This is a genomic window from Pseudomonas sp. Y39-6, from assembly GCF_023651955.1.
Lineage (GTDB): Bacteria > Pseudomonadota > Gammaproteobacteria > Pseudomonadales > Pseudomonadaceae > Aquipseudomonas > Aquipseudomonas veronii.
On sequence record NZ_CP069594.1, the window covers coordinates 104978 to 117774 of the forward strand.

The 12797-nt window shown below is 63.0% G+C and carries 11 protein-coding genes; all 11 read right to left on the bottom strand.

The genetic code is table 11. The annotated features are described in order from the left end of the window. Positions 1 to 81: 81 nt before the first annotated feature. Positions 82 to 693 carry an ABC-type transport auxiliary lipoprotein family protein gene (locus JN756_RS00510; RefSeq protein ID WP_057004949.1) on the bottom strand — a complete coding sequence of 204 codons (612 nt, stop codon included), beginning with the start codon at positions 691 to 693 and terminating at the stop codon, positions 82 to 84. Beyond that, a complete protein-coding gene (locus JN756_RS00515; protein ID WP_046381529.1) occupies positions 690 to 1628 on the bottom strand; it encodes an MlaD family protein in 939 nt (312 codons plus the stop codon). Before JN756_RS00515 ends, JN756_RS00510 begins: the two co-directional genes overlap by 4 nt. Before the next feature lies 1 nt (position 1629). Then, entirely contained in the window at positions 1630 to 2433 is an 804-nt protein-coding gene (locus JN756_RS00520; RefSeq protein ID WP_046381528.1) for an ABC transporter ATP-binding protein, read from the bottom strand. Then, entirely contained in the window at positions 2430 to 3578 is a 1149-nt protein-coding gene (locus tag JN756_RS00525; protein WP_046381527.1) for an ABC transporter permease, read from the bottom strand. Before JN756_RS00525 ends, JN756_RS00520 begins: the two co-directional genes overlap by 4 nt. A gap of 54 nt (positions 3579 to 3632) precedes the next feature. Further along, positions 3633 to 4664, bottom strand: a complete 1032-nt coding sequence (locus JN756_RS00530; protein WP_017849044.1) for a DUF5924 family protein — start codon at positions 4662 to 4664, stop codon at positions 3633 to 3635. 70 nt (positions 4665 to 4734) lie between these two features. Next, complete coding sequence (locus JN756_RS00535; RefSeq protein WP_201021687.1) at positions 4735 to 6117, bottom strand: M16 family metallopeptidase; 1383 nt, start codon at positions 6115 to 6117, stop codon at positions 4735 to 4737. A gap of 57 nt (positions 6118 to 6174) precedes the next feature. Beyond that, positions 6175 to 7833: a Na/Pi cotransporter family protein gene (locus tag JN756_RS00540; RefSeq protein ID WP_126589231.1), complete on the bottom strand. Its 1659-nt coding sequence runs from the start codon at positions 7831 to 7833 to the stop codon at positions 6175 to 6177. A gap of 211 nt (positions 7834 to 8044) precedes the next feature. Beyond that, complete coding sequence (locus tag JN756_RS00545) at positions 8045 to 8812, bottom strand: TerC family protein (RefSeq protein ID WP_017849047.1); 768 nt, start codon at positions 8810 to 8812, stop codon at positions 8045 to 8047. 64 nt (positions 8813 to 8876) lie between these two features. Continuing rightward, positions 8877 to 10184 (bottom strand): CitMHS family transporter, encoded by a 1308-nt coding sequence (locus tag JN756_RS00550; RefSeq protein WP_017849048.1) that lies wholly within the window; start codon positions 10182 to 10184, stop codon positions 8877 to 8879. 311 nt (positions 10185 to 10495) lie between these two features. Continuing rightward, the gene (locus JN756_RS00555) at positions 10496 to 12457 is read right to left on the bottom strand and encodes a DUF7844 domain-containing protein (RefSeq protein WP_108525744.1); all 1962 of its coding nucleotides are present in this window, start codon (positions 12455 to 12457) and stop codon (positions 10496 to 10498) included. Beyond that, entirely contained in the window at positions 12454 to 12774 is a 321-nt protein-coding gene (locus JN756_RS00560) for a DUF2388 domain-containing protein (protein ID WP_017849050.1), read from the bottom strand. Before JN756_RS00560 ends, JN756_RS00555 begins: the two co-directional genes overlap by 4 nt. Between the last annotated feature and the right edge of the window lie 23 nt (positions 12775 to 12797).

Below are 12797 nucleotides of genomic sequence, written 5' to 3' on the forward strand. Positions count from 1 at the left end.
AAGCTCCCTCCCACACTCAACCGTATTCATCCTGACGAAACGCGGTCAACTGTGGGAGGGAGCTTGCTCCCGATGAGGCCCTCAGCGCTTCGGCGCAGTGTTGCCCTGCGCCACCACCCAATCCACCACCTGCTTGTTCAACTGATCCCCCGCCAGCCCAAACCCGGCCACCACCGCCGGTACTTTGTTGTCGCCGACTGGCTGGCGCACTTCAAACCGGCGGCTGGCAATGATCCGCTGATCGCTGCCGCGCACCAGCCGCGCATCCAGGCGGATCACCACCTCCACTGCGTTGCCGCGGTATTCGCTCTGGAACGCCTGCAATTGCCCGCCCAACTCGTAGTCGGCCTGCAGGTTGGTCTCGTCGCTGCTCAGCAGTGTCACCCGGCCATCGCGCTGGAAGCCATCCATGAAGCGGTTACGCAGCAGCACCGGCGCCGGGTCGCTCCAGCGTGAGTTGGCGTAGCTGCTGATCAGATCACCCTGGGGCACCACGGCAATGCGCGAGCTGTCGAGGAACTCGCTGGTCTGCGGCTTGGTCACGCGCAGCGACCAGGCTACCGGCGCCGCTTGGGTGGTCGCCGGGGCCGAGGCCAGGCGATAGACGTCGGACGGGTTGGGGCTGGGCAGGATCGAGCACGCGCTGACCAGCGCCAGGGCCACGGGGGCGATCAGTTGGTAAGCACGCTTCATGGCGTGAACTCCTTGTTCTTGTCGCTGCCCAGCAGGTAACCGCTGGGGTTGGCTTCCAGGCGGCGGGAGATGGCGCGCAGCGAACCGAGGGTTTCGCGCAGTTCGCGCACGGCCGGCGCCAGTTCGTTGAGGCCCTGCATGCCGCTGTTCACCGAGTCCTTGTTATCGGTCAGCAAGGTATTGATGGTCGCGGTGCTTTGCTCAAGGGATTTCATCGCCTGTTCGGCGCTGCCGAAGACCTGCTTGCCTTGATCGTTGAGCAGGCCGTTGGCATTGCGCATCAGCGCAGTGGTCTGCTCCAGGGCGGCACCGGCCTGCTTGCTGACCTGCATCAGTTGCTGCATCACCACCTTGATATCACCGCGCTGCTCGGCAATCGCGCCGGTGGTTTGTTCCAGGTGGTCCAGGGTGTTGCTGATGCGCTCGACATTCTGCGCGGAGAACATTTCGTTGGCGTTGTGCAGCAGCAGGTTGATGCTGGTCATCAGGTCGTTGCTGTTGGTCAGCAACCGCGCGATTGGCGATGGCGAGGCAATGATCTCCGGCAGGTTGCCGTCCTTGCCCTTGAGTTTCGGGCTTTGCGGTGTGCCGCCGCTGAGCTGGATGATCGATGTGCCAGTGATGCCGGTCAGCGCCAGTTTGGCCTGGGTGTCTTCCTTGATTGGCGTCTGCCCGGAGAGGCGGATGCGCGCGAGCACGCGGCGCGGGTCTTTGGGGTCCAGGCGCAGGCTGATGACATCGCCCACCTTGATCCCGCTGTACTGCACCGAGCTGCCCTGGGACAGGCCGCTGACCGCCTCGTTGAAAATCACTTCGTAATCCTGGAACGCGGTGTCGACGCTGGACTTGGCCAGCCACAGGCCGAACAGCATCGCGCCGACTACCACAATCACGCTGAACAGACCGATCATCACATGATGGGCTCGGGTTTCCATGTCATACCTCGTTGAGCGGTTGAGCGGCATCCAATGCCGCGCGGCCCCGGGGGCCGTGGAAATATTCGTGAATCCAGGCGTCGTCGGTTTCCGAGACGACATCGATGGCATCGGCCACCAGCACTTTCTTCTGCGCCAGCACCGCCACGCGGTCGGTGATGGTGTACAGCGTGTCCAGGTCATGGGTGACCAGGAACACACTCAAGCCCAGCGCATCGCGCAGGGTCAGGATCAGTTGGTCGAATTGCGCGGCGCCGATCGGGTCGAGCCCGGCGGTGGGTTCGTCGAGGAACAGGATGTCCGGGTCCAGCGCCAGGGCACGGGCCAGGGCTGCACGCTTGATCATGCCGCCGGACAGCGACGCCGGGTATTTGTCGGCCGCCGACAACGGCAACCCGGCCAGGGCCAGTTTGACCGCAGCCAGGTGCTCGGCGTCGGCGCGGCTCAGGCCGGCGTGTTCGATCAGCGGCAGCGCGACGTTCTCGATCACCGTCAGCGAGGAAAACAGCGCGCCCTTCTGGAACAGTACGCCAAAGCGTCGTTCCACCAGGGAGCGCTCATGCTCCGGCAGGTTCGACAAGTCCTTGCCGAATACCCGCACCTCGCCTGCGCTGGGCCGGCGCAGGCCGACGATGCTGCGCAACAGCACCGACTTGCCGCTGCCGGAACCGCCGACCACGGCGAGGATTTCGCCCTTGTACAGATCCAGGTCGAGGTTTTCATGCACGCTCTGGCTGCCAAAGCGATTGCACAGCCCACGGACTTCGATCACCGCCTCGCTGGGCGCTCGGGGTCGGCGACTCACCAGCTCATCTCCATGAAGAACAGCGCGGCGACTGCATCGAGCACGATCACCACAAAAATCGATTGCACCACGCTGGAGGTGGTATGGGCGCCGACCGACTCGGCGCTGCCGCTGACCTTGAAGCCTTCCAGGCAACCGATGGCGGCGATCAGGAAGGCGAAGAACGGCGCTTTCACCATGCCCACCAGGAAATGCTTCACGCCAATGTCCGACTGCAGCAGCGAGAGGAACATCGCCGGCGAAATATCCAGGGTCAGCGCACACACCACCCCGCCGCCGACAATCCCCGAGAGCATCGCCAGGAACGTCAGCATCGGCAGCGACACCAGCAGTGCCAGTACCCGGGGCAATACCAGCAGCTCCATCGGGTCCAGGCCCAGGGTGCGGATTGCGTCGATTTCTTCGTTGGCCTTCATCGAGCCGATCTGTGCGGTAAAGGCACTGGCGGTGCGGCCGGCGATCAGGATCGCGGTGAGCAAGACGCCGAATTCCCGTAGGAAGGAGAACGCTACCAGGTCCACGGTGAAAATCGTCGCGCCAAAGCTCTTGAGTACCGTGGCGCCAAGGAATGCCACCACGGCGCCCACCAGAAACGTCAGCAAGGCGACGATGGGCGCGGCGTCGAGGCCGGTCTGTTCGATATGCGCAACCATCGGCGTCACGCGCCAGCGCTTGGGCCGGAAAATGCTGCGGGCGAAGGTTTCCAGGATCAGGCCGATAAAGCCCAGCAGTTGCTTGCTGTCCAGCCACACTGTGTCCACCGCGGCACCGATGCGCGCCAGCAACTGGATGCCGGCGGCTTCTTCCGGCGCTTTTTCCGGTACGCAGAAATCGTTCAGGGAGCGGTAGACGGTCTTGAGCAGCGCGCGGTCGGCGGCGGACAGGCTGCAATCGGTCTGCTCGGCGGATTGCTCGATGCGGTCCGGGCCCAGCAGCTCCACCAGCAGTGAGGCGCCGGCTGTGTCGAGGGCACCGAGGCCATTGAGGTCGATGCGGGCACCGGCGTCGTATTGGCCGTCGAGTTTGTCCGACAGTTTCTTCAGGTTTGTGTAGTGGGCAAGCGTCCAGTCCCCCGTAATCCTGAGTAACGGGGGGGCGGTGGACGTATCGAGGTGGGCTGTGCCGGCCGAGGTACGAGTGGTCATAAGCTCCGAGCTTGTCTGGCTATCCACAATGCCTACGTAATAGCACGATACAGCTTACTTTGGGTTGTCCGTTTGTGCTGTGTCAGTCACTTTGAAGCGCAGCACACCGATCACCTGCCCGTCCTCGGTCAGCACCCGGACTTGCCAGCGCCCCACGGAGTCGGCCGGGAAGTTCTGCTTGTGGGTCCAGGCGCGGTAGCCTTCCTTGCGCCCGCCGTGGATATCCAGGGCGATGCGGTCGACTTCCTGGCCGTTGAATTTCCACACATGGTAGATCCGCTCATCCAGCCCGCGCGGGGCATTGATCGCGGTATAGGCATACAGCCCGCCGCTGCGCAGTTGGGCGGCGCTGACCTCTTTGAGATCGTCGCCGGGTGTGCGGTCTTGCAACTGGGTGCTGATCGCCACTTCGGTCATCCACAAGGTGGCCGGTGGAACCCAACTGCGTAGGAACCATCCGGCGCAGCCAATCGCGGCCGTGACCCCGAGCAGCATCGCCCAGCCTTTGACGCTGCGCAGCGGTAGGCTTACGGCCAGGCTCGGGATCGACAGGACCATGGCCACGCCGAGGGCCAGCTTGTAACTCTCGGCGGTGGTCAGGTGCAGGATGATCGGCAGCGCGGTGAGCAGCGCGGCGAACAGGGTCAAGGTGTGCAAGGCGAGGAACAGCGAGCGTTTGGGCGCCAGCCACTTGTAATACAGCGGGTCGGTGATCGACACCAGCGCCGCCGCGCCGAGCAGCCCGGTGAAGATCGATTGGCCGCTGTTCCAGGTGGTGGTGATGAAAAAGAACGGCAGCACGAAAAACAGACTTTCCTGGTGGATCATCTGGGTGGCGTAGCGCAGCAGCGGTTCGGGGATTTCGCGCTTGAAGAGTTTGGTGAACAGCTGGGTAAAGCTGTTTTCCAGCATCAGCCACAGCCAGCTCACCAGCATGATCACCGCGATCCAGCTGGCCATGCCCTGCTGGCGGTCCACCAGGATGAAGCTGCTCACCCCCGAGATGAAACCGCCGAGTGCAATCACCCCTGGGTAGCGCTTCATCAGTTCGAGGATGCGCTGGATGTAGTGGTTCAGGTTCGGCATTCGGCGGTCACAGTCTTTGTAGGAAAAATCCCAGACAGAATAACGTCTTAGCCCAGGGTGCGGTGCCTCATTACGCGATCCGTTTGCGATAACTGCGCACGCCGATCACTCCAATCGCGATCAGCCCGAGCACACCGGCGCCGATCCAGTTCAGCATGTCGTAGCTCAGCAGCGGTTTCTCGATGCGCCAGTAGCCCGGCTGCTTGAAGAGTTGGCGCATGGCCTGGTTGGTCTGCGTCAGGCTCACGGCCTTGATGCGTTTGACCGGGTCGCTGAAGTGACCGTTGTCGTAGTCGCCCGAGGCGCTCCAGTAATAGTCGGCCAGCGCGCTGTTGCCCTGCACGGCCCAGGCCTGGCGTGCGATGGCGGCGTTTTGCAGGCGGGCGAATGCCGCCGGGTCGAGGCCGTCCTTGAGCAGTTGGGCCGTGAGGTCTTGCAACACCTGTTCGGCTTCGGCGAGGTTTTCCCGTTCGAGGTCGGCATTCAGGCTGAGGAAACCGACGCCGCCGAGCACTTCGCGTTCGCTCCACGGGCCGTAGGACAAACCGTGCTTGAGGCGCAGTTGGCGATACAGCGCCCAGTCGAGGTAGTCCTTGAGCAGGTTGTAGGTTTCGTCATGCTGGTCGTCGAGTACCGGCTCGGGGAACAACCAGTGCAGTTTGGCGCCGTTGCCGACCCAGCCATGGATCAGGTCGCGGCGGTTGGCGGCGGCGTGCTGGATTTCCGGCAGGGCCAGATGCTCGGTGGGCTCGACCGGGACAAGTTGGCCATAAGTGCGTTCCAGATAGGCCGGCAGCAGTTTGTCGAGGTCGCCGACGATGATCAGCGTCATGTTGTTGGGGGCGTACCAGTTTTTGCGCAGTTGCTCCAACTGGTCGCGGGTCAACTGGCCGGCCTCGGCGCGTTCGGCGCACTTGAGGCCCAGTTCGACCGCCAATTGGTTGCTGGCGGTGTGGCCCAGGTCCTGGCGGTCCAGCAGGCGTTGCAGGTGCGAGTAATGGCCGCCGTCTTCGCGCTCGACCACCTGCTTGGCTGCATTGATATGGGCATCGGTCAGTTCGGCGCGGGTGAGGATCGCCCGCAGCAGGTCCAGGACCTTGCGCTGGTTTTGCGCGGGCGCCTCGATCACGAAGGTGGTGTCGGCGTTGCTGGTGTAGGCGTTCCACTCGCCGCCCAGGGCTTGCATGCGTTCTTCGAGTTCGCCTTCGCCGCCGCCGTCGATACCGCTGAACAACAAGTGTTCGAGCAGGTGCGGCAGTTCCTTGTCTTCGCAACGGAAGTCATCCAGGCCCACGCCGACCACCAGGCGAATCGCCACATGCCCGCGTTCGGTGCCCGGTTTGAGCAGCAGCTGCAGGCCGTTGGGCAAGGTGTAACCCTCGACGTGCAGGCGGTCAAAGGCAAAGGCGTGTGCAGAGCCCATGAGCAGGCAGGCGAGTAACAGGCGACGCATAACTGGCTTCCTGGCGAGTGAGGTCAGTGTTAACTGACTTCAGCGGCCGTCTTACGTTCAGGGCGAATGTGTGATGTCGGCAATATCTTCGGCGGACAGCGCGCCGGTGTCGGACGTTTCCAAGACTACATAAGCACTGCTGCAAAACAATGAGTTCAAGCGTTTCATGTCGGCAATCAGTTCCAAATGCAGGGAACTGGTCTCCAGGCTCTGTACGATCTTGCGTTGCAGGCGACTGACGTGGGCATGGGCCAGGCGCCGCTCCTGGGCGCGGAAGCGGCGTTTCTCGCGCAGCAATTGGCGCGCGCTTTCCGGGTCGGCACTGAGGAATACCGACAGGCCCAGGCGCAGGTTGGCAATCAGTTGGCTGTGCAGGCCGGTGAGTTCTTCCAGGCCCACTTCGGAGAACTGGCGACGTTGGGACGTTTTCTGCTGCTGGACTTTGCGCAGCATGCGTTCGATCAGGTCGCCGGCCAGTTTCAGGTTGATCGACAGCTCGATGATCTCGGCCCAGCGGCGGTTGTCCTGCTCGCTGAGGTCTTCGCGGGGCATTTGCGCCAGGTAGAGTTTGATCGCGCTGTAGAGCGCCTCGACGTCGTCGCTGAGGCTGCGCATTTCCTGGGTGATGGCTGTCTGTTTGCCGCGCAGCACTTCGAGCATCGCGGTGAGCATGTTGTCGATCAGGTCGCCCAGGCGCAGGGTTTCCCGCACCGCGTTGGCCAGCGCCAGGCTTGGCGTGGCCAGGGCGGCGAGGTCCAGGTGGCGCGGCGTGGCCTTGCCGTTGGCCTCTTCCCGTTCGGGCAGCAACCACGCGCAGACCCGGGCCATCGGGCCGATGCTCGGTAGCAGGATCAGGCAGCGACTGACGTTGTAGAGCAGGTGGAAGCTGATGACCATGCCTTGGGCGCTGTAATCCAGGCTGTCCATCCACAACACGAGCGGGTCGAGCACCGGGATGATCAGCAACAGGCCGATCAATTTGTACAACAGGCTGCCCAGGGCCACCTGGCGTCCGGCGGCGTTCTGCATGTTGGTGCTGAGGAAGGCCAGCACGCCGCTGCCGATGTTGGCGCCGATCACCAGGCCGATGGCCACGTGCAAGCCGATCACTCCGGCGCCGGCCAGGGTGGCGGTCAGCAGTACGGCGGCGAGGCTGGAGTAGGAAATCATCGCGAACAACGCGCCGACCAGCGCATCGAGCAGGATGTCGCCGGTCAGTGAGGCGAACAGCACCTTCACGCCCTGTGCGTGGGTAATCGGCCCGGCGGCTTCGACGATCAACTGCAGGGCGAGGATGATCAGCCCGAGGCCGATCCCGACCCGACCCAATTGCCCGGCCCGTGTCTGCTTGCGCGAGAGGAAGAAGATCACCCCGAGAAAGATCAGCAGCGGCGACAGCCAGGACAGGTCCAGGGTGAGCACCCGGGCCATCAGCGCCGTCCCGACGTCGGCGCCGAGCATGGTCGCCAGGGCAGGCATCAGCCCCATCAGGCCCTGGCCGACAAACGATGTGACCAGCATGGCGGTGGCGTTGCTGCTCTGCACCATGGCCGTCACCAGGATACCGGCGACGAACGCCAGCCAGCGCTTGGACATGTTTTGCCCGATGACGTGGCGCAGGTTGGAACCGTAGACCCGCAGGATGCCGGTACGGACGATATGCGTGCCCCAGATCAGCAGGGTCACGGCGGAAAGCAGATTGAGCAAGGTCAGCATGCTCGGCCCCCCGTGTGGGTGGGCTCCAACAGGAGCCAATGAGAATTGCCGCGTGCCGTTCTACGTCTTGTACTTAAGCTGTAGTTGGCGAAAGGGCTGTGCGCCAGCATCGCATAGCTAAAGTCGGGTTTGAAACAAAACTGTCATGAAGTCAGTTTTGTGCAGATGAAAAAATGGGGCGCGAACGCCCCATTTCAGCAGCGGATCAAGATTATTGACCCGGAATGTCCTTGCGCAGTTTCACAGGGTCCTGCTGTTTCTTCTTTTTCGCGATGGCGGTACGCATCTTGATGTTCACCGCTTCCACCGCCAGCGAGAACGCCATGGCGAAGTAGACGTAGCCTTTAGGCACATGCACGTCGAAGGATTCGGCGATCAGCACGGTACCCACCACTACCAGGAACGACAGCGCCAGCATCTTCAGCGACGGGTGCTTGTCGATGAAGTCACTGATGGTGCCGGCCGCTGCCATCATCACCAGCACCGCGACCACGATCGCCGCGATCATCACCGGCACGTGGGACACCATGCCGACGGCAGTGATCACCGAGTCCAGGGAGAACACGATGTCGATGATCGCGATCTGGATGATGGTGTAGATGAACTTGCCACCGGCGCCTTTGGGCTCTTCGTGGGTTTCGTCTTCACCTTCCAGGGCGTGGTACATCTCCTGGGAGCTTTTCCACAGCAGGAACAAACCACCGAAGAACAGGATCAGGTCGCGCCCGGAAATGCCCTGGCCGAAGACCACGAACAGGTCGTCGGTCAGGCGCATGACCCAAGTGATGGACAGCAGCAACAGGATTCGCGTGACCATGGCCAGGGCCAGGCCGAAGATCCGGGTACGCGCCTGCATATGCTTGGGCATGCGGCTGACCAGGATCGAAATCATGATGATGTTATCGATGCCCAGGACGATCTCGAGGGCCGTCAGGGTGAAGAAGGCAATCCAGATTTCCGGATTGGTCAGCCATTCCATGTGTATTCCTTTAAGCGAGTGTTAAACCGCGCCAGCTGCAGCGCCGCGCGGTGAGTCGGTACGATTATAGAGTGCTGAACAGCGGAAAAATCCCCATCAGCAACGCCGCGAACATTATGCACAGGCACACCAGCACTGCCCACTTCAGGGTGAAGCGCTGGTGATCGCCGAATTCGATACCGGCCAGGGCCACCAGCAGGTAAGTCGATGGCACCAACGGGCTGAGCAAGTGTACGGGTTGGCCGACGATGGAGGCGCGGGCCATTTCCACGGCGGTGATGCCATAGTGACTGGCAGCTTCGGCCAGCACCGGCAGTACGCCATAGTAGAACGCATCGTTGGACATGAAGAAGGTGAACGGCATGCTCACCAGCGCGGTAATCACCGCCAGGTAAGGGCCCAGGGCTTCTGGAATGACCGCCAGCAGGCTCTTGGACATGGCGTCGACCATGCCGGTGCCCGACAGGATGCCGGTGAAAATCCCTGCAGCGAAGATCAACCCCACCACGGCCAGTACGCTGCCGGCATGGGCGGCGACGCGGTCTTTCTGCTGTTGCAGGCACGGGTAGTTGACGATCATCGCGATACTGAACGCCACCATGAACAGCACCGGCAGTGGCAACAGGCCGGCGATCAACGTACACATCAGCGCCAGGGTCAGCACGCCGTTGAACCAGATCAGCTTCGGACGGCGGGCATCCGGGTATTGCGACACGCTGATTTCGCTGTGATCGATCTCGTCGCCCTGCAGGTGCAGTTCACCCAGGCGCGCACGTTCGCGCTTGCCGTACATGTAAGCGATCACCAGGATCGCGACCACGCCGGCGGCCATGGCCGGGATCATCGGGACGAAGATGTCTGACGGGTCCACATGCAGCGCACTCGCGGCGCGAGCGGTCGGGCCGCCCCAGGGCGTCATGTTCATCACGCCACCGGCGAGGATGATCAGGCCGGCCATGATCCGCGGGCTCATGCCGATGCGCTGGTACAGCGGCAGCATCGCGGCCACGCAGATCATGTAGGTGGTGGCGCCGTCACCGTCGAGGGACACCACCAAGGCCAGCACGGCGGTGCCGACCGAGACTTTCAGCGGGTCGCCCTTGACCATCTTGAGGATCTTGCGCACGGCCGGGTCGAACAGGCCGGAGTCGATCATCAGGGCAAAGTAGAGGATGGCGAACATCAGCATCACGCCGGTCGGCGCGAGCTTGGTAATGCCTTCGAGCATCATCGGGCCGATCTTCGGCGCGAAACCGCCGAACAGCGCGAACAGAATCGGCACGATGATCAGGGCGATCAGCGCGGACAGGCGCTTGGTCATGATCAGGAACATGAACGTGATGACCATGGCAAAGCCAAGGAAAGTCAGCATAGGAATACTCCAGGCGTAGCGCGGCTAAGGAATGGCGAACCGGGTGGGGTCAGCGCAGAACGAGAGGCACGAGGCTTACGGGTGGAGTGGGGGCGAACAGGCGGGAGCGAGCGGACATCGGGAATCACCATTGTTGTTGTTAACAGCCGGTCTGTTGCCGGCAGTGGGGGCGATCCTAGACGCGTAAGCTTTCAGCCAGCTTTCGTTGATCAAACAGGTGAGGTGGAAATGACACACGGTCTCCAGGCCTGCGCAGATCAACATGTGGGAGGGGGCTTGCTCCCACATTCAGCTGGTGTATGCGCAAATTTTCAGGGCAATTCGAGGCCGCCCGCTGCTTTGTGCAGTTTGCGCAGATGTTCGCCAACCTGCTTGAGGTTGGCTTCGCACGCGGCAATCTCGGCGGCGCGGGACGGGTCCAGCAGCGCCCTCACCTCTTTATCCAGTTCGCCGGTCAGGGATTGCAGCTGTTTCTGGCGCTCGGCACTTTCCGATTCCAGCCGCTTGGACTCCGAAGGTTGCGGCAAGCCGTAGCCACCGCTGCCCAGCAGTTCTGCCGGGCGGCTGAGGAAGCCGCTGTTGGCGAGAATCTGCTGCAGCGTGGCGTTGGCTTTCTCCATGCCGCCATTTTTCAGCTCGCGGGCGCCGAGGTAGCGTTGTTTGACTTCGTCCTGGGCCAGCATCAATTGCTTGCGAAAGCTTGCCTGTTCCAGCAGCAGTAATGCGGCGCTGGTGCGCAGGTCGGCCTGCTCGAACCAGTGGCGGCGCTCTTGCGCGCTCAGGGACAGCCAGTCTTCGACCTGGGTCTGCTGGATCGGCAGGCGCTTGCGCAGCACGTCGAACATCGCTTGGTAGCGCTCGCGGAACGAGTCGAAGTGATAGCCCAGGCGCAGCGCCTCGCGCTTGTCGTTCAACACGCTGGTATCGGCCAGGCCGCGCGCCTGCAGGACCTCCAGCAGCCCGTTGGGCGTGATGTTGTCCAGACCGGTCAATTGCGGGTTGGCGCTGCCGCTGCGTAACAGTTTCAGGCCTTCGACCGCACAGTTGTTGGACAGGAAGAAGTAGTTGCCGTCGTAGCTCCAATGCATTTCGGCCGCGTGTTCGACGGTGTCCTCGATCTCCCGGCGCGTCAGCTTCAGCGGCACCGAGGCGAGGCCGCGCAACTCGGTCTTGGTGTACTCGTCGATGACCTGGGCCAGCGGCAACACGAACAGCCGTGACGGGTACTTGCCCACCAGGCCGTCCCAGCTCGACAGTTGTACGTCACCGACAAAGGCGCGGTAGGACAACACCAGATGCTGGTCCAGATCCAGCCGACAGTCCGGGCCGCGAGGGCGCCCCGGCGCGCAGATCACCAGGCGCAACATGCTGTGGCCCCAGCGACTGACCAGGTTCTGGTTGGCTTCGGCGAGCAGGTAATCGATTTCGTAGACCCGTTCCGGGTCGACATGGCCCAGGGGCGTCTTGGCGAAATCGTTGCCGGCGTTGAGGAAGGCGTAGGTCTTGGCGCAGGTGTCTTGCGCGGGCGGCGCCCAGCCAAAGTGTTCCTTGTAATAGCGGAACAGCGCGGGGCGGCGGCAGGCGTAGCTCGGGTCGAGGAGGAAATATTCCATATTGACCGCGACGAACTCCAGCGGGCTGCTGGTTTCGTAGAGGTCCGGGCTGCGCGCGACCTGGCGGTTGTGCTGCTCGCGCTCACCGCGGCGGCCGACGTATTGCGGCCAGCCGGCGAGGTCGAGCAGGCGCGGGTCGTCGCTGAGGGTGAAGCGGCGGTCGTTCTGGCCACGGCATTGATCGGGCAGTCCGACCAGGCCGGTGATGTTGTTCTGGCGGCTGCAGCGTCGGATCAGCGCGCGCTCGTCGCTGGGCCACAGGCGCGCACGGTCGTAGATGTGGGTCAGTTCATGCAGCACGGTGGCGAGCATTTCCCGGCGCACGGTGCCGTGGGGGCGGTTGGTCTTGCGGGTGGCGGCGCTGCCGTCGGTCAGGCTGGCGAGCAGGTTGCGGTTGAGGTCCAGCTCGGACACCAGGGAGGCCTGGCCGTAGGCGTTGGCGGGCATCTTGTCGGTCCAGCCGACATCGATGCGCCGGTCCAACTGTTCGATGAAGCGCGGCGGCAGTGAGCGCAGCGCTTCATCGAGCAACGCCTGGCTGGCCTGCTGTTCGGCTGGGCTCAAACCCTCGGTAATGAGCCGCAGTTGCAGGCTGGCCTGGGCTGCGCCGGCACACAACAGCACAGCCCCGGCCAGGAGCCAGGCGATGAGACGCCTCACAGCGCGAGAATGGCTTCGGCGAGGGTCTGGTCGCTGGCATCACGGGCTTCCGGCACGCGGGTGCGCAGGGTGTCGAAGGCGGCTTCGAGTTGTGCGCCACGGATCTCGCCGTTGCTGGCGACGAAGCTGGCGGCGTCATCGTGGGCTTCGCGCACGATTTTGGAGTCGCGGATGGAGGTGGTGGTGTCCGAGGTGAAATCAATGGTGCGCGCGGAGGCGCGGACGATGATGTTACTGGTGGCCTTCAAGGTCTGCGCGTGGGCGACATCGGTCAACAACAGCAGGCCGAGAGCGGCGGCGATCAGCGGGCTACGCATGGAATGACTCCGAAATACAAAGA